Annotated in this window: 16 protein-coding genes; 6 read left to right on the top strand and 10 right to left on the bottom strand. The window is 71.2% G+C overall.

What is annotated here, in order from left to right:
- Window positions 1–64 precede the first annotated feature (64 nt).
- On the top strand, window positions 65–1,087 hold the full coding sequence (locus ACH4S9_RS06520) for a LacI family DNA-binding transcriptional regulator (protein ID WP_385351017.1): 1,023 nt from the start codon (window positions 65–67) through the stop codon (window positions 1,085–1,087).
- Window positions 1,088–1,141: 54 nt separating this feature from the next.
- On the opposite strand, the gene ACH4S9_RS06515 is transcribed toward ACH4S9_RS06520, so the two are convergent.
- The 4 genes from ACH4S9_RS06515 to ACH4S9_RS06500 form a co-directional block, all read right to left on the bottom strand.
- The gene (locus tag ACH4S9_RS06515) at window positions 1,142–1,756 is read right to left on the bottom strand and encodes a DUF2567 domain-containing protein (RefSeq protein WP_385351013.1); all 615 of its coding nucleotides are present in this window, start codon (window positions 1,754–1,756) and stop codon (window positions 1,142–1,144) included.
- A gap of 134 nt (window positions 1,757–1,890) precedes the next feature.
- Entirely contained in the window at window positions 1,891–2,724 is an 834-nt protein-coding gene (locus ACH4S9_RS06510; RefSeq protein WP_385351051.1) for an ABC transporter permease, read from the bottom strand.
- 85 nt (window positions 2,725–2,809) lie between these two features.
- Window positions 2,810–3,829, bottom strand: coding sequence for an ABC transporter ATP-binding protein (locus ACH4S9_RS06505; RefSeq protein WP_385351010.1), 1,020 nt, complete (start codon window positions 3,827–3,829; stop codon window positions 2,810–2,812).
- Window positions 3,830–3,922: 93 nt separating this feature from the next.
- Entirely contained in the window at window positions 3,923–5,287 is a 1,365-nt protein-coding gene (locus ACH4S9_RS06500; protein WP_398370165.1) for an NYN domain-containing protein, read from the bottom strand.
- A gap of 275 nt (window positions 5,288–5,562) precedes the next feature.
- Between ACH4S9_RS06500 and ACH4S9_RS06495 the strand changes: the two genes are divergently transcribed.
- Entirely contained in the window at window positions 5,563–5,763 is a 201-nt protein-coding gene (locus ACH4S9_RS06495) for a hypothetical protein (RefSeq protein WP_358848612.1), read from the top strand.
- 67 nt (window positions 5,764–5,830) lie between these two features.
- On the opposite strand, the gene dnaE is transcribed toward ACH4S9_RS06495, so the two are convergent.
- Window positions 5,831–9,376 (bottom strand): DNA polymerase III subunit alpha, encoded by a 3,546-nt coding sequence (gene dnaE, locus ACH4S9_RS06490; protein ID WP_311724764.1) that lies wholly within the window; start codon window positions 9,374–9,376, stop codon window positions 5,831–5,833.
- Window positions 9,377–9,578: 202 nt separating this feature from the next.
- Between dnaE and ACH4S9_RS06485 the strand changes: the two genes are divergently transcribed.
- The 3 genes from ACH4S9_RS06485 (at window position 9,579) to ACH4S9_RS06475 (ending at window position 12,570) form a co-directional block, all read left to right on the top strand.
- A complete protein-coding gene (locus ACH4S9_RS06485; protein ID WP_385350489.1) occupies window positions 9,579–10,904 on the top strand; it encodes a DUF2252 domain-containing protein in 1,326 nt (441 codons plus the stop codon).
- Between the two features lie 97 nt (window positions 10,905–11,001).
- Window positions 11,002–11,682, top strand: coding sequence for a hypothetical protein (locus tag ACH4S9_RS06480; protein ID WP_385350484.1), 681 nt, complete (start codon window positions 11,002–11,004; stop codon window positions 11,680–11,682).
- 54 nt (window positions 11,683–11,736) lie between these two features.
- Window positions 11,737–12,570 (top strand): thioredoxin domain-containing protein, encoded by an 834-nt coding sequence (locus tag ACH4S9_RS06475; RefSeq protein WP_311724761.1) that lies wholly within the window; start codon window positions 11,737–11,739, stop codon window positions 12,568–12,570.
- Between the two features lie 28 nt (window positions 12,571–12,598).
- Here ACH4S9_RS06475 and ACH4S9_RS06470 read toward each other — a convergent pair whose 3' ends face one another.
- On the bottom strand, window positions 12,599–13,186 hold the full coding sequence (locus tag ACH4S9_RS06470; protein WP_385350480.1) for a dienelactone hydrolase family protein: 588 nt from the start codon (window positions 13,184–13,186) through the stop codon (window positions 12,599–12,601).
- A 44-nt stretch (window positions 13,187–13,230) separates the two neighbouring features.
- Between ACH4S9_RS06470 and ACH4S9_RS06465 the strand changes: the two genes are divergently transcribed.
- A complete protein-coding gene (locus ACH4S9_RS06465; RefSeq protein WP_398370161.1) occupies window positions 13,231–14,349 on the top strand; it encodes a mechanosensitive ion channel family protein in 1,119 nt (372 codons plus the stop codon).
- On the opposite strand, the gene ACH4S9_RS06460 is transcribed toward ACH4S9_RS06465, so the two are convergent.
- The 4 genes from ACH4S9_RS06460 to ACH4S9_RS06445 form a co-directional block, all read right to left on the bottom strand.
- Entirely contained in the window at window positions 14,346–14,816 is a 471-nt protein-coding gene (locus ACH4S9_RS06460; RefSeq protein WP_311724757.1) for a GNAT family N-acetyltransferase, read from the bottom strand. The genes ACH4S9_RS06465 and ACH4S9_RS06460 overlap by 4 nt on opposite strands.
- Window positions 14,813–15,754, bottom strand: a complete 942-nt coding sequence (locus tag ACH4S9_RS06455; RefSeq protein WP_311724755.1) for an RluA family pseudouridine synthase — start codon at window positions 15,752–15,754, stop codon at window positions 14,813–14,815. Before ACH4S9_RS06455 ends, ACH4S9_RS06460 begins: the two co-directional genes overlap by 4 nt.
- 38 nt (window positions 15,755–15,792) lie before the next feature.
- The gene (gene lspA, locus ACH4S9_RS06450) at window positions 15,793–16,368 is read right to left on the bottom strand and encodes a signal peptidase II (RefSeq protein ID WP_311724753.1); all 576 of its coding nucleotides are present in this window, start codon (window positions 16,366–16,368) and stop codon (window positions 15,793–15,795) included.
- Between the two features lie 75 nt (window positions 16,369–16,443).
- Window positions 16,444–17,277, bottom strand: coding sequence for a TraR/DksA family transcriptional regulator (locus tag ACH4S9_RS06445; RefSeq protein WP_398370157.1), 834 nt, complete (start codon window positions 17,275–17,277; stop codon window positions 16,444–16,446).
- Window positions 17,278–17,339 lie beyond the last annotated feature (62 nt).

Below are 17,339 nucleotides of genomic sequence, written 5' to 3'. Positions count from 1 at the left end.
CATCGCGCTAACTGGCTGTACCGAGGTCCGTGTACGGCAGTGGACAACCGGAGGCCGAGCCGAAGTGGGCACGCAGCGAGCACAACCGGTCACCCTGCGGACCATCGCCGACCAGCTCGGTCTGCATGTCTCCACGGTCTCGCGGGTGTTGCACGCCAAACCGGATGAAAGCCTGCGCGCCGCCTCCAGCACCACGGTCGAGCGCATCCGCCGGCTCGCCGACGAACTCGGCTACCAGCCCAACCCCCATGCGACCAGCCTGCGCACGCGGCGCAGCAATCTGGTCGGCGTGCTGGTCCCCCGGCTGTCCGACATCGTGCTCGCGACGATCTACGAGGGCGTCGAGGAGGCCGCCGCCGAACACGGTCTGTCGACCTTCGTCGCCAACACGGGCGACAACCCGGAGACCCAGCGCACCCGCACCAACATGGTCATCGGGCGGCGTGTCGACGGCATGATCTTCGGCGACGCGTATGTGGACGGGCGCTTCCTCGACGAGGTGGCCGGCCGGGACGTACCGTTCGTCCTCGTCAGCCGCACCGCGGCCGCCCACCCCTCGGTGACCTGCGACGACTACCTCGGCGGCCGTCTGGTCGCCGAGCATCTGCTGTCGCTCGGCCACCGTGATGTGGCCGTGGTCGCGGGCGAGCCGTACGCCAGCACGGGCATCGACCGCACGGCCGGGCTCGTGGACCGCTACCGCGAGGCGGGGTTCCCCGTTCCGGCGGACCGCATCACGCACTCCCGCTTCGACGTCTCCGGCGGCCACGAAGCGACCGCGCGGCTGCTGGACACCCCGGACCCGCCCACGGCGGTCTTCGCGGTCAACGACTTCGCGGCCATCGGCGCGATCGGCGCGCTGCGCAACCGGGGGCTACGGGCCGGAGCGGATGTGGCCGTCGTGGGCTTCAACGACACGCCTCTGGCGGCGGAGTTGCCGCTCCCGCTCACCACGGTCAGATCGCCCATGCTGGACATGGGCCGCCGGGGGCTGAGGCTTCTGGTCAGGCTGTTGGAGGGGGAGCCGGTGGAGTCCGAGCGCCTCGCCCCGGAGCTGATCGTCCGGGCCTCCAGCGTCCCGTCCTGAACGAAGCGGAACACACCGGCCCGGCGTACACCGGGCCGGGCACCCGCGCCCGGATTACTTCGGCCCCTGCGGACCCAACGGCCCCTGCGGACCGAGTTCCGCCGGCTCCTCGTCCCGCGGCCCGAACAGCGCGGTGAGCCCCAGATGTACCGCCATGGCCGCCAGCGACCAGGCCAGCAGCGCGCCCTTGGCCCCCAGCTTCAGCGGCGCGTCGAACGATACGCCCCGGCCCACCGCCCTGGCGTGGGCCTCGATGCTCGACTCGGGCCCGAGCCACACGCCGAGCCGCCAGGCGATCACGGAGGCCAGCACCCCGCCGATGGCGAGCCCCACGACCAGCGCGATCCCGCCCCGCCGGAAGAACCAGAAGACGACGGCCGCGGACACCGCGCCGAAGGCCAGCGCCCACAGGGCGAACACCGCGTCCGCCCCCATCGCCTGCTCGCCCTCCGCGTCCTTCGGGTAGTAGATCCCGTCGCCGATCCAGACCAGCGGCACCCGCGGCGCGAGCCACAGCCACACCAGCCCGAGCAGCACCCCGGACACCGCCACCCCGATCGCCACCAGCGCCGCCTGCACCAGCTCGGCGCGCAGCTCGGGGCCGGGCTCGGACTGGTCCGGAGCCGAGGGGCCCGGCCCGGAGTGGTCCGGGGCGGAGGGGTACGGCACAGCACCTCCATACGGAGCCTGATGCGGCTGATGCGGCTGTTGGGGCTGATCGTGCGGAGTCAACGGTGCGGTCACCCCGTCATGGTGCCAGGCGATGGGCGTACTGCGGTCGGCGGGAGGCCCGCCGTGGCGCGTCACCGCACGGCTGCCCGCCGATACGCCCAGGTCGCGGCGGTCAGCGAGATCACCGCCACGCCCGCGCACACCCCGAGGTCCACACAGACCACGAGCCAGTCGGGCCGTCCGTCGAAGGACCGCGCCAGTGCCTCCACACCGTACGTCGACGGCAGCAGATCGCGCAGGTACGACACCGGGGCAGGCATCCGCTCGGCGGGCAGCACGCCCAGCAGCAGCGCGGCCGACATGCCCAACTGCCCGCACAGCGTGGCCAGTTCCTGACGGGGCGCGAGCAGCCCGAGCGCCGCGCCCAGACCCGCGAGCGCCGCGCCGGACAGCGGGATCACCGCGACCAGCACCCACAGATGCGCCATCGGCAGCTGGAACAGCACGCTCCCCACCACCGCAGTGACCACCGTCCCGGGTGCGGTGAAGGAGGCGTACGCGGCAGCCGCGCCGAGCACGACGGCGGCGGGCGGCACCGGCAGGGTCGCGTAGTGGTCGAGCCCTCCGCTCGCCCGCAGCTGCCCGAAGTACTGCGCCAGCAGGTTCAGCGCGACGAACGCCACGACCAGCACGCTGGACCCGGCGACCACGGACCGCGCCTCCACCCCGCCGTCCACGACCCCGCGCATCAGGACCATGATCCCGACGGACTGGAACGTCGCCACGAACAGCAGCGGGATCCGGGCCACCCGGGCCCGGGACAGCTGCGCCCGGTAGACGGCGGCCAGCGCGGGCAGCAGCCGCGCCGGCGCCGCGAGCGGGGCGGGCGCGGCGTCGCCGCCGGGCCACGGCGCCCCGCCGGCCCCGGCCAGGGCGTCTTCGCCGGACACGGCCTCCGCGGGCACGACACTCACCTTGCGCTGCTCCTGTTCCCCGCGATGGCCGCGGCGCCTGTGGTCACCACGTCTGTGGTCCTCACGCCTGTGGTCGTCACGCCTTCACCAGCCCCTGCGCCCCCTCCGAGCGGCCGCCGAGCGCGAGATAGACGTCCTCCAGGCTAGGGGTCGTCAGCGTGAAGTCGTCGAGCGCGGCGAAGGCGGGGCCGCCGGTCACCGTGGCGATAGCCGCCCGCGCCTCGTCCGGGGCCATCCGCAGCGTCCAGCGCCGCCCGGAGGCCTCCGCGGCCTCCCGGAGCGCCGCGACCCCGGGCACGTCCAGCGGAGGCTCGTCGCGCCAGACGAGCTCCACCCGGACCTCGTCGGCGACCAGCGTCTTCAGCCCGGCCGGGGTGTCGCAGGCGATGACCCGGCCCCGGTCCAGCACCGCCACCCGGTCCAGCACGGTCTCCGCCTCGATCACATTGTGGGTGACCAGCAGCACCGTCGCCCCGCGCTCCGCGCGCCGCCGGTCGACCGCGGCCCACACCGCGCGCCGGGCGATGGGGTCCATCCCGGTGGTCGGCTCGTCCAGCACCAGCAGCGGCCGCTCCCCCACCAGCGCGGCGGCGAAGCAGGCCAGCCGCCGCTGCCCGCCGGAGAGCTTCTTGAGCGGGCGCCCGGCCAGCTCGCCGAGGTCCAGCTCCTCGATCACCGCGTCCCGCTCCGCGCGGGCCGCGCGCACGTCAAGACCGCGCAGCCGCCCCGTCGTCTCGGCGGCGAGCGCGACGGTCAGCTCGTCCAGCGCGGTCGAGTCCTGCCCCAGATAGCCGAGGAGGCGCGCCGCGCGCTCGGGGTGGCGTACGAGATCGTGGCCGAGCACCCGGACGCTGCCCTCGTCAGGGCGGAGCAGCCCGGTGAGCTGGCGCACCAGGGTGGACTTCCCGGCGCCGTTCGGGCCGAGCAGCCCGAACACCTCGCCGCGGCGCACGTCGAGGTCGATGCGGTCGCTCGCCCGGACGGCGGGCGCGGCGGGCACCCCTCGGCGGCCGCGCGCGGCGGGATAGGTCTTGACCAGACCGCGCACGGTGCACACCACATCGCCGCCCACAGCCTGTTTCGCGCCCGTCCTCACGAGCTATGAGAGTACGCGCCCAATCACCCGAGCCCGCCTTCGGGTCGCCCGCAGTCGGCCTCCGGGTGGGGCGCCCCCAGCCGGATGCCGGCCTCAGTCCGGCGCCGGGGCGTGCTCGGCGGCCGTGCGGGTGTCGATCTCGCGCCAGAACCCCGCCCGGATCGCATAGCGGTCGTGCTCGTCGATCTGGTCGTCCTTATGGGCGAGCAGCCCGAAGCGCGCGGCGTAGCGGAGCAGTTCCCCGTCGATGCGGTGGGGGATGCGGGGGTATTCGGTGGAGAGCTGCTGGAGGTGGCCCGGGGCGGAGAGCCGCTCGATCCAGCGGCGGGCGAAGACCTGGCCCACCTCGAAGGGGTCGCCGCTGACGGTGGTGATGTCCTCCTCCCGGTCGGCCCAGCGCTGCTCCGGGCTGGTGAGCTGGGCCAGCATGGGCAGCCCTGCGGTCTCCGGCGGCTCGCCGAGCCCGGTGCCCGGGCCGCGCTCGATCCAGCCCTTGTCGGAGGACCAGCGCAGCGTGGCGCTGGGGGCCGGGTGGGGGCCCGGGTGGCTCCCGGCGGGGCCGCGGCCGAGGTCCGCGAGGTCCTTGGGCGTGGGCACCCCTCTGCCGCCGGGGGCGGAGCCCGTATCCGTGGCGTCCGCCGGGTCGGTGGCCGTGGCGGGGCCGGCGGCGTCGGAGCCGCCCGCCGGGGACGCGTCGGCGGCGGGCCGCCCGGGGGCGTCCGCGGCGCGGCCGGGCCCGCCGCCGGGCCGCGCGGTGCCGTTGCGGCCGGGGGCCGGCTCGCCGGGGACGCCCGGAACCCCGGCGACCGCCCCGGTGGCGGCCGCCGCGGCGGTTTCGGGCAGCGGGGCGGAGAGGATGGCCGCGATCTCCGGCCGGGGCTCGGAGACGGGCGCGCAGACCCCGGTGAGGTCCTTGGCGCGGACGGCCCGGGTGATCCACGCGCGGTCCAGGACCCGCCGCTCGTCGGCCTCGGCGACGAGGTCCTCGGACTGGTTGTAGTCGCCGTCGGCGGCCTGCACGGCCCACAGGTGGACGGCCACGCCGTGTTCCTTCGCGGACATCAGGCCGGGCAGCAGGTCGCCGTCGCCGGTGACGAGCACGATGTCGGAGCAGGCGCGGTTGCGGGCCAGCTCGGTGAGCTCGGCGTGCATGGCGGCGTCCACGCCCTTCTGCGCCCAGCGGCCGTCGCTGCGGGTCAGGGCGCCCAGCCGGACGGTGACGCGGGGCATGACGCGCAGCCGCCGGTGCTCGGGCTGGGGGACGCGGTCGGGGGCTCCGTCGAACCAGTAGATGCGCAGCAGTGGTCGCTCGGTCTCGGCTTCGGCGCGCTCGCGCAGTCCCTGGATGAGGGTCGCGTGGTCGACTGAGATGCGGGACCGGGCTGGCTCCCCGGCGAGCAGGCTCGCGGCGGCGCCCAGCAGATAGCCGGCGTCCACCAGGACGACGCAGCGGTCCACGTTCCACCCTCTTTCCTGAAGTCCAGTCCTCTGTCGCCCCCCGTGCGCAGCCGTGCCTCAGATTCGCGTGTTCGGCCTTATCTGGAGTGTGCCCGACGATGCGGGGGTTATCAGTCCGAACTGGATCACTGGCGTGGCGGATACGGCCTACCCTCGAAGACCCTCCTTCTCACTCACCGTAATTGCCCGAAATGCAGCCTTCGCTCGGACGTGCCAGTGTTCTTCACGGAGGGCTCTTCCTCTGGGGGGGCGATCCCAACTGGAGGCACAGCACCATGGCTAAGAACAAGAACCGCGACCGCAAGCAGCAGCAACAGCAGCAGCGGCAGGGCCGCGGGATGGCCGAACGCCAGGGCGAGCAGTCCCAGGACTCGTCGATGGACGAGCAGTCGCAGGCCATGCGGTCGGAGGGCGGCCAGGCGGCCCCTTCGGCCACTGCCCGTAAGGACCGGCAGAAGAGCTTCGGCCACAATTGACAGCCGCCGGAAAGCGGTTGAGGGGCGCGCCCGGTGCGGGCGCGCCCCTCTCGCGAATGATGGTCCGTCAGCCCGCCAGGCAGGACGGGCCCAGCAGCACCTTGAGGTCGCCGAACAGCGCGGGGTCGGCGGTGACCCGGTGCCGGTCGAGCCGGAGGACCGTCGTCTTCCGCGCCCCCTGGAGCTTGATCCGCACCTCGGTGGAGCCCCGGTGGTGGGTGAGCACCTCGCCGAGCTTCTCGACCAGCGGCGGGGTGACCTTCACCGTGGGGATGGTGATCGTGACGGGCGCGTTGGCCCCGGCCTCGGAGAGGTCGGGGACCATGAGCTCCATGGCGACCAGCCGGGGCACGTCCTCGCGCTTGTCGAGGCGTCCCTTGACGAACACGACGGTGTCCTCGACGAGCTGGGTGGAGACCAGCTGGTAGGTGGCGGGGAAGAACATGCAGTCGATGGAGCCCGCCAGATCCTCGACGGTGGCGATGGCCCAGGCGTTGCCCTGCTTGGTCATCTTGCGCTGGAGGCCGGAGATGATGCCGCCGATGGTGACCACTGCCCCATCGGCATGCTCACCACCGGTGAGCTGGGCGATGGCGGCGTCGGCCTTGTCGTTGAGGACGTGCTCGATGCCGAAGAGCGGGTGGTCGGAGACGTACAGGCCGAGCATCTCGCGCTCCTGGGCCAGCAGATACGCCTTGTCCCACTCGATGTCGGAGAACTCGACGTCGAGCCCGAAGCCCGGCCCGTCGCCCCCGCCGTCGTCGCCGCCCATCCCGCCGAAGAGGTCGAACTGCCCCTCGGCCTCCTTGCGCTTCACCGCGACCACGTTGTCGATCATGGTCTCGTAGTGGGCCGTCAGCCCCTTGCGGGTATGGCCCATCTCGTCGAAGGCCCCGGCCTTGATCAGCGATTCGGTGGTGCGCTTGTTGCACACGACCGCCTCGACCTTGTCCAGGTAGTCCGGGAAGGAGGCGTACTTCCCCTTCGACTTACGGCCCCGGATGATCGCCTCGACGACGTTGGCGCCCACGTTCCGGACCGCGGTGAGACCGAAGAGGATCACATCGTCACCCTGGGCGGCGAAGTTCGCCTCGGACTCGTTGACGTTCGGCGTGAGCACCTTGATGCCCATGCGCCGGCACTCGTTGAGGTAGATCGCCGACTTGTCCTTGTCGTCGCGCACCGAGGTGAGCAGCGCGGCCATGTACTCGGCGGGGTAGTTGGCCTTCAGATACGCGGTCCAGTACGTGACCAGGCCGTACGCGGAGGAGTGGGCCTTGTTGAAGGCGTAGCCGGCGAACGGGACCAGCACGTCCCACACCGCCTGGATGGCCGCGTCGGAGTAGCCGCGCTCACGGCAGCCCTTCTGGAAGGGCACGAACTCCTTGTCGAGGACCTCCTTCTTCTTCTTGCCCATCGCGCGCCGCAGCAGGTCGGCCTGGCCGAGCGAGTAGCCCGCGAGCACCTGGGCGGCCTTCTGCACCTGCTCCTGGTAGACGACCAGGCCGTAGGTGATGCCGAGGACCTCCTTGAGCGGCTCCTCCAGCTCCGGGTGGATCGGGGTGATCTCCTGCTGGGCGTTCTTCCGCAGCGCGTAGTTGATGTGCGAGTTCATGCCCATCGGGCCCGGCCGGTAGAGGGCCGAGACGGCGGAGATGTCCTCGAAGTTGTCGGGCTTCATCATGCGCAGCAGGGAGCGCATGGGGCCGCCGTCGAACTGGAAGACGCCGAGCGTGTCACCCCGGCACAGCAGCTCATAGGTCTTGGGGTCGTCCAGCGGCAGCTCGAGCAGCTTGAGATCGACGCCCTTGTTCTGGCGCACCATCTTGACCGCGTCATCCATGATGGTCAGGTTGCGCAGGCCGAGGAAGTCCATCTTCAGCAGGCCGAGCGACTCACAGGTGGGGTAGTCCCACTGGGTCACGACCTGGCCGTCGTTCTTCGGCGAGAAGACCGGCACATGCTCGGTCACGGTCTCGCTGGACATGATCACGCCCGCGGCGTGCACACCCATCTGCCGCACCAGGCCCTCGATGCCGCGAGCGGTGTCGATGACCTTCTTGACGTCCGCCTCGTTCTCGTACATCCCGCGCACCTCGGCCGCCTCGCTGTAGCGGGGGTGCTTCTCGTCGGTGATGCCGGACAGCGGGATGCCCTTGCCGAGCACATCGGCGGGCATGGCCTTGGTGATCCGGTCGCCCATCGCGTACGGGTAGCCGAGCACCCGGGCCGAGTCCTTGATCGCGTTCTTGGCCTTGATGGTGCCGTACGTGCCGATCTGGGCGACCTTGTCGGCGCCGTATTTCTCGGTGACGTACCTGATCACCTCGCCGCGCCTGCGCTCGTCGAAGTCGATGTCGACATCGGGCATGGACACGCGCTCGGGGTTCAGGAACCGCTCGAAGATCAGGCCGTGGTCGATCGGGTCGAGGTCGGTGATGCCCATCGCGTACGCGACGATCGAGCCGGCCGCGGAGCCACGGCCGGGCCCCACCGCGATGCCGTTGTTCTTCGCCCACATGATGAAGTCGGCGACCACGAGGAAGTAGCCCGGGAACCCCATCTGGATGATGACGTCCATCTCGTACTCGGCCTGCTTCTGGCGGTCATCCGGGACTCCGGCCGGGTACCGGCGCTCCATGCCGCGCTTGACCTCCTCCTGGAACCAGGAGACCTCCGTGTAGCCCTCGGGCACGTCGAAGCGCGGCATCAGGTCGCGCTTGTCGAACCACCCGGTGGCGTCGATCTGCTCGGCGACCAGCAGGGTGTTGCGGCACCCCTCCTGCCAGGCGTCGGAGGAGTCGATGGCGTACATCTCGTCCGTCGACTTCAGGTAGTAGCCGGTGCCGTCGAAGCGGAAGCGGTCGGGGTCGGAGAGGTTCTTGCCGGTCTGGACGCACAGCAGCGCGTCATGGGCCACGGACTCACGGGAATAGGTGTAGTGCGAGTCGTTGGTGACCAGCGGGGGGATGCCGAGCTTCTTGCCGATCTCCAGCAGGCCGTCCCGGACCCGGTGCTCGATCTCGATGCCGTGGTCCATCAGCTCCAGGAAGTACCGGTCCTTGCCGAAGATGTCCTGGTACTCCGAGGCGGCCTTGAGGGCCTCGTCGAACTGGCCGAGCCGCAGCCGGGTCTGCAACTCGCCGGACGGGCAGCCCGTGGAGGCGATCAGGCCCTCCGACCACTGGGCGATGGTCTCCTTGTCCATCCGGGGCCACTTGACGAAATAGCCCTCCATATAGGCGTCCGAGGAGAGCCGGAAGAGGTTGTGCAGACCGGCCTTGTTGGAGGCCCACATCGTCTTGTGGGTGTAACCGCCGGAGCCGGAGACGTCGTCCCGCTTCTGGTGCGGCTGACCCCACTGGACCCGTCGTTTGTAGCGCCGCGACTCGGGGGCGACATACGCCTCGATCCCGATGATCGGCGTGATGCCCGCGCCGGTCGCCTGCTGGTAGAAGTCGTACGCGCCGTGGAGGTTGCCATGGTCGGTCATGGCGATGTGCGTCATGCCCATTTCCTGGCAGGCGTTGAACATGTCCTTGAGCCGCGCCGCACCGTCCAGCAGCGAGTACTGGGTGTGGACATGCAGGTGCGTGAAGGGCGGCTTGGTCACGGTGGCAGACCTCCGGCGAACGGTCGATGAAGGGTGTGCGGAACAGCTCCGAAGGTTACCCCTCCGGACTGACAGCGGACGGGCACCCACGAGTAGCCTCAGGCGTTGGGACGGACGGACGGGCCGTCCCGTTCGCGATCTTCGTCATGCTCTTCTTCGCGTACTCACGTACTTTCTCCACGACACCAGGAGGCGCCCCGCGATGCCGACCCAGCAGACCCTGGCGGGACAGCGCGGCGAGCACATCCTCGCCGTTTTCGACACCGCCTTCGGCGAGCTGCTCGCCGCCGACCCGGCCGCCTTCCGTGTGAAGTTCCGCAAGATGGCCGCCTCGGCCTTCGCGTTCTACCGCGGCACGGCCTCGCTGTTCTACGCCGATGTGGAGCAGGAGCGCGACGGCGGCCCCTACCTGGACGAGCGCACGGGCCGGGTATGGATCCATGGTGACCTCCACGCCGAGAACTTCGGCACCTATATGGACGCCAACGGCCGTCTGATCTTCAATGTGAACGACTTCGACGAGGCGTATGTCGGCCCCTTCACCTGGGACCTGAAGCGCTTCGCGGCCTCTGTCGCGCTGATCGGCTACACCAAGGCGCTCAGCGACGAGAAGATCAGCGAGCTGGTGCGCATCTACGCCGCCGCCTACCGCGAGCGTATCCACGCGCTGGCCGTCGGCGCCAAGAACGACGAGGTGCCGCCGTTCACCCTGGAGACCGCCGAGGGCCCGCTGCTGGACGCGCTGCGTGACGCCCGCTCGCTGACCCGTTTCGGGCTGCTGGACTCGATGACCTCGATCCGCGACTTCGAGCGGCGCTTCTCGGCCGGCGGCGGCTCGGTCGAGCTGGACGCGGCGACCCGCTACAAGGTCCTGGCCTCGTTCGACGGCTATCTGGAGACGCTGCCCGAGTCCAGCCTGTCCCGGCCGGACTCCTACCGCGTCAAGGACGTCGTCGGCCGCCGCGGCATCGGCATCGGCAGCGCCGGGCTGCCCTCGTACAACATCCTCCTGGAGGGCAACAGCGACGCCCTCGAGAACGATGTGGTGATCTACATGAAGCAGGCGCAGACCCCGGCGGTCTCCCGGCACATCCTGGACGAGCGGGTGCGCTCGTACTTCCACCACGAGGGCCACCGCACGGTCATCTCGCAGCGCGCCCTCCAGGCGCACGCCGACCCGTGGCTGGGCTGGACCGAGCTGGACGGCACGGGGCAGCTGGTCGCCGAGGTCTCCCCGTACGCGGTGGATCTCGACTGGTCCGACATCGACGACCCGGCCGAGATCGCGGCGGTCGTCGCCGACCTGGGGCGGGCGACGGCCACCATGCACGCGGCCGCCGACGACCAGAGCGGCCACTCCCTGGTGCCCTTCTCCACCGAGCGGGCCATCGACGCGGTGATCGCGGCGGACGAGGGCGGCTTCGCGGAGTTGCTGGTGGACTTCGCGCACTCCTACGGGGCGCGGGCGCGGGCCGACCACCAGATCTTCGTGGACCTCTTCCGGAACGGCCGCATTCCCGGCCTGTAGGACCCTGCTCAAAGCAATAGGTGGTCCGGGCGGGGAGTGATCCCCGCCCACGATCTTGACGCCGCCCCTACAGCCGGCCGTGTGACAATCGATGCTTATGGACGGTACGGGACCACTGCTGAGGGCACTGCGCGCCGCGCTGTTCACAGCGCTGTGCGTCACGCTGTCCTCGGGCGCCCACGTTCTGCTGTCGCGCACACCGCTGCCGCTGTCGACCGTGGCGGTGCTGTCCGCCGTCGTCTTCGTGATCGCGTACGCCCTGGCGGGCCGGGAGCGCGGCTACTGGAGCATCGCCGCCCTCCTGGTCCCCCTGGAGCTCGCCGCCGACACGGTGTTCACCACCGGCCAGAGCGCCTGTTACGGGCCCTCCGGCGGCCCCGTGGCGGGCTCCCTGCGCTCCCTGGGCGTGGACCTCCTGTGCGGCAGTGGCGGCATCGGCTCCCCGCTGGCCCGGATCACCGGGCCGGACGGGAGCGGAGCGCTCACGTCCGTCGTGGGCTCCGCCACCCCCTGGCTGCTGCTCGCCGCCCATGTCGCGGTCGGGCTGCTCGCCGCGGCCTGGCTGCGGCGCGGCGAGGCCGCCGTGGCCCGGCTGCTGACCTCGCTCGCCGCCTTCGCCTTCCGCCCGCTGCTGCTGGCCGTCGCGGTCGTCACCGCGGCCTTCGCGCCCCGGCACCCGGCCCCGCGGCCGGAGCGCTCCGCGAGTGCGGTCCCGGCGCTCCCCCTCCTCGTGCACTCCGTCGTGCGGCGTGGTCCGCCGTGCTCAGCCACCGCCTGAGCACAGCGATTCCCACCCTTTCGCAGACCTTCACACGACGGAGACCGATCCATCATGAGCAACCGCAACAACCACCAGAACAAGCAGGCCGCACGCGAGCGGATGCGCGCCGAGCGCGAGCGCCAGGCCAAGAAGGACCGGGCGCGCCGCCAGCTGATCGTCGGCGGCGCGGTCGTCGGCATCCTGGCGATAGCGGGCGGCATAGGCTACGCCGTCACCCAGATGAACGGCGGCGGAAACGCCAGCCAGGAGTGGAAGACGGCCGCGGAGAAGAAGGCCCTGGTCAAGCCCGCCCACACCACCGGCCCCCAGGGCACGACCGTGATCATCGGCAACAAGAGCGCCAAGAACACCCTGCATGTCTACGAGGACATGCGCTGCCCGATCTGCGCCCAGTTCGAGCAGTACACGGGCACGACCCTGGCGAAGGACATCAAGAACGGCACCTTCAAGGCGCAGTACACGATGGGCACCTTCCTGGACGACAAGAAGGAAATCAACGGGTCCGGCTCGAAGAACGCCCTGAGCGCCCTGGGCGCGGCCCTCAACGTCAGCCCCGACGCCTTCCTGGAGTACAAGTCGGCCCTCTACTCGGCCAAGAACCACCCCACGGAGAGCGACGACGCCTTCGCGAGCGACCAGAAGCTGATCGCCATCGCCCAGCAGGTCAAGGAGCTCAAGGGCAACACGACCTTCGAGAAGGCCGTGACCAACGGCACCTACGACCGGTGGGCGCTGGCCATGTCGAAGACGTTCGACGACACCAAGGACGTGACCGGCACCCCGACCTTCAAGCTGAACGGCAAGATCCTGACGACGGACCAGGGGGGCGTCCCGCTCACCCCGGACCAGTTCACCCCGCTGGTCCAGCAGAACCTCAAGAAGTAGGGCCGAGGGGCGCGCGTGGCTCAGGGGCTTACCCCTCCGCCACCTCCGAGAGGAAGCCGAGCGCCACCTTCCAGGTGGCCTCGGCGGCCTCCTCGTCGTAGTCCGGCAGCTCCGGGTCGGTGAACACGTGCCCGGCGCCCGGGTAGCGGTAGATCTCCACATCGGCCCCGGCCCGGCCCATCCGCAGGTACCACGCGTTCAGCCAGTCGTGCGGCTCGAAGGGGTCCGGGTCCGCGACGTGCAGCTGCACCGGCAGGCCGTCCGTCGCCGCGTCGTCGGGAAGGTCCGAGGTGCCGTGCAGAAGCAGCAGCCCGCGCGCCTTCTCGTCGCCCAGCGCGAGGTTCTGGGCGATCGACCCGCCGAGCGAGAACCCCGCGTACACCACGCCGCGGTCCGACAGCGGAGCGGCGGCGATCACGGCCCGCCGCAGCAGTTCGTCCCCGCCGATCTCCTCCTTGAGCGCCATGCCCTCCTCGGCGCTGTCGGCCGTCCGCCCCTCGAACAGATCGGGCACATGCACCTCGTGCCCGGCGGCGCGCAGCCGGTCGGCGGCCGCGTGCACGGCGGGCCGCAGCCCGTACATCGAATGGAGAAGCAGGATCGGGGAACGGGTCACTTCGTCACTTCCTTGTCGCACGGGGAGGATCAGGATAAGTGTCCATGGAGGACGTACTGCGTCCGCTCGCCGTCATCGGCGGCTCGCTCGCCATCACTCTGAGCGTCGGCTGGGCGGTCGACCGCCTGCTGCGGCGCACCGACGCCCGCCACGCGGAGACGCCGCTGTGGGGTCTGCTGCGCCGCTGCCGGTTTCCGCTCCAGGTGACGGTGTGCACGGCGCTGCTGCGCGGCTCGTACGACCAGACGCACGCCCGGGTGGTCCGGGAGCACGCCTCGGGTGTCGCCCAGTTCCTGGCGCTGGTGCTGATCGCGGCCACGGCGTGGCTCGCGGTGCGGGTCTCGGCGGCGGTGGTGGAGTCCTCGTACTACCGCTATGCCGCCAGCGCGCACGACCCGGCGCGGGTGCGCCGGGTGCGCACCCAGGTGACGCTGATCCAGCGGGTGGTGACCGCGGTCGTCGGGGTGGTCGCGGCCTCGGCGATGCTGCTGACGTTTCCCGCGATGCGCACGGTGGGCGCCTCCGTGCTGGCCTCCGCCGGGATCCTGGGCATCGTCGCCGGTGTCGCCGCGCAGTCGACGCTGGGCAATCTCTTCGCCGGGCTGCAGATCGCCTTCGGCGACATGGTGCGGATCGGCGACACGGTGGTGGTGGACGGCGAGTGGGGCACGGTCGAGGAGATCACGCTGACCTTCCTGTCGGTGCGGACCTGGGACGAGCGCCGGATCACCATGCCGGTGTCGTACTTCACGGCCAAGCCGTTCGAGAACTGGTCGCGCGGCGGGGCGCAGAAGACCGGCTCGGTCCTGTTCCACCTCGACCACTCGGCGCCGGTCGCGGCGATGCGGGTGAAGCTGGGCGAGATCGTGCGGATGTCCCCGGCGTGGGACGGCCGGGACTGGACCCTCGCGGTCACGGACACCACGCCGTCCACGATGGTGGTGCGGGCGCTGGTCACGGCGCGGGACGCGGACGACGCGTGGACCGTGCGCTGTGAGGTGCGGGAGCAGATGATCACGTGGCTGCGGGAGCACCATCCGTACGCGCTGCCGCGCATCACCACGGCCACGGTCCAGCCGCCCCGGACCTCGCCCGAGTCCGAGGACCGCCGCCTCACCCGCCTCGACGACGACCTGAGCAAGGACGGCACGCGCCAGGGCTAGAGGGCCCTGCGCATGGCTCGGTGCGGGATGCCGCTGCCCTCGTCGAACTCCGGACCGTACGCGGCGTAGCCGAGCCGCTCGTAGAAGCCGAGGGCGTGGGTCTGGGCCTCCAGGTAGACCTCGGCCAGCCCGCGCCGCCGCGCCTCCGCCTCGACCGCGCGGACGAGCTCCGCGCCGAGCCCGGTGCCGCGCGCGGTCCGCAGGACCGCGAGCCGGCCGAGGACCGCGGTCGTGGCGCCGTCCACGCCCGCGCCGCCGTACTTCTTGTCCGCGGCCGCCCCGTGCAGAAAGCGGACGGTGCCCACCGGGCCCCCTGGGCCGGTGGCCAGGAGGTGGACGGCGTGCGCGTCGTACTCGTCCATCTCCTCCGGCTCCGGAATCCGCTGCTCGACGACGAAGACCTCGCGGCGGACGTCATGGCAGGCCGCGAGGGCGTCCGCGGCCACGACCTCGATCCGGTAGGTCACGCGCTGTCCGCGCGCACGGTGTCCAGCGCGTTCTGGAGGTCGTCCGGGTAGCGGCTCTCGAATTCCACCCAGCCGACGCCCCCGGGGTGCTCGAAGCCCAGGCGCACGGCGTGCAGCCACTGCCGGGTCAGCTTCAGCCGCTTGGCGAGCGTGGGGTCGGCGCCGTACGTCAGGTCGCCGACGCACGGGTGGCGGTGGGCCGCCATGTGGACGCGGATCTGGTGGGTGCGCCCCGTCTCCAGCTTGATGTCGAGGAGGCTGGCGGCGCGGAACGCCTCGATGAGGTCGTAGTGGGTGACGCTGGGCTTGCCCTCGGCGGTCACGGCCCACTTGTAGTCGTGCTGCGGATGGCGGCCGATCGGCGCGTCGATGGTGCCGCTCAGCGGGTCGGGGTGGCCCTGGACGAGGGCCTGGTAGCGCTTGTCGACCGTGCGCTCACGGAACTGCTGCTTGAGCAGGGTGTAGGCGCGCTCGGACTTGGCGACGACCATGAGGCCGGAGGTGCCGACGTCCAGCCGGTGCACGATGCCCTGCCGCTCGGCCGCCCCGGAGGTCGAGATCCGGAAGCCCGCGGCGGCCAGGCCGCCGATCACGGTCGGGCCGGTCCAGCCGGGGCTGGGGTGCGCGGCGACCCCGACCGGCTTGTCGATCACCACGACGTGCTCGTCGTCGTGCACGATCTCCATGCCCTCGACGGGCTCCGCGACGATCCGTACGGGCGGCGCGGCCTGCGGCATCTCCACCTCGAGCCAGGCGCCGCCGGAGACCCGGTCGGACTTGCCCGCGACGCTGCCGTCGACCTGTACCTTTCCCGCGGCGGCCAGCTCCGCCGCCTTGGTCCGAGAGAAGCCGAACATGCGCGCGATCGCGGCGTCGACACGCTCGCCTTCGAGGCCGTCGGGTACGGGGAGGGTGCGGATCTCGGGAATCGTACTCACCCGTCGAGTATGCCGGACCGCGCACCCCGGTTCGTACGTCAGTCCTTGTGGACGGTCCCGTCCGGGTCCAGGCCGCGGAAGGACAGGATGACGATCAGGATGCCGCCGCAGACGATGGCCGAGTCGGCGAGGTTGAAGACCGCGTAGTGGCGGGGCGCGATGAAGTCCACCACCGCGCCCTGGAGCCCGCCGGGGGCGCGGAAGATGCGGTCGGTGAGGTTGCCGAAGGCGCCGCCCAGCAGCAGCCCGAGCGCCGTTGCCCAGGGCAGGCTGTAGAGCTTGCGGGCCAGCCGGGCGATCACCACGATGACGCCGGTCGCGATCACCGTGAAGGCGATGGTGTAGGCCTCGCCGAAGCCGAAGGCCGCGCCCTTGTTGCGGACCACCTCGAACTGGAGCCAGGTGCCGATCACCTCGATCGGTTCGCGGTGCTCCAGCTTGGCGACCACCAGCAGCTTGCTGCCCAGGTCGAGCAGGTAGGCCAGCGCGGCGACCGCGAGCAGCACCCCGACGCGCCGCGTGCGCCCGGCCCCCGCGCCGTCAGCGCCCGCGACAGCGCCTTCCTCGGCCTTCCCCGCTTCTGGCGTACCGATGGCCTGCTCCGCCTCTGTCACGTGAGTCCCTCAAACATCGTCCGGGGCCAGTCTCCCCCTGGCTGAGGACGAGGGTACGGCACTTCCGGCAAGCGGTCAGCGCCGCTCCTGCCGCTGCTTGCACTCCACGCAGAGAGTGGCCCTGGGAAACGCCTGCATCCGGGCCTTGCCGATGGGGTTGCCGCAGTTCTCGCACAGCCCGTACGTCCCGGCGTCCAGCCGCTCCACGGCGCGCTCGGTCTGGTGCAGCATCTCGCGGGCGTTGCCGGCCAGGGCCAGCTCGTGCTCGCGGGTGATGTTCTTGGTGCCGGTGTCGGCCTGGTCGTCGCCGGCGCCGTCCCCGGAGTCCCGCATCAGCCCGCTGATCGCCTCCTCGGAGGCGAGGATCTCGGTGCGCAGCCGTCCGGCCTCGGTCAGCAGCTCGGCGCGCGCCTCGGCCACCTCCTCCGGCGACCAGGGCTCCTCGCCCGGGCGTACGGCGAGGTCGGTGGCGGCCACGGCGCCGGCGCGGGCCTTGGGGACGGCGCCGGGCGCCTCGGGGGCCTGCTTCGCGGCCGGCGCACCGCTCGGAGTCTTCTTAGCAACCACTTTCCTGGCTCCCGTCTTCTTCGCGGGCACCGCCTGTTCGGCCGGTGCGGCCTTCTTGGCTGTGGCTTTGGCCGTGGTCCTGGCTGTGCTCTTCTTCGCCGCGGCCCCGCGGGCCTCGGTCCCGGCGGCGGTCTTCTTGGCGGCGGTCTTCTTGGTCGCGCCCTTCTTGGTGTCCGCTTTGCTGGCGTCGGCCTTCCTGACGTCCTTCTTCGCGTCGGCCTTCTTGGCGTCGGTCTTCTTCCCCACCGGACTCTTCGCGGCCTTCTCGGCCGCCGTGGCGGCGGTCGCGGCCTTCGTCGCCTTCGCCGTGCTCTTCTTCACGGCGGTCTTCCTAGCCACCATGGCCGCGGCCCCTTCACATATTGTGATCTTGCACGCGAATCGTTCCGGAACGATAAATCGAC

The sequence above is a fragment of the Streptomyces sp. NPDC021225 genome (assembly GCF_044332865.1).
GTDB lineage: Bacteria > Actinomycetota > Actinomycetes > Streptomycetales > Streptomycetaceae > Streptomyces.
Note: the sequence above shows the minus strand (reverse complement) of the source record. Positions and strands in the feature narration are given on the sequence as shown.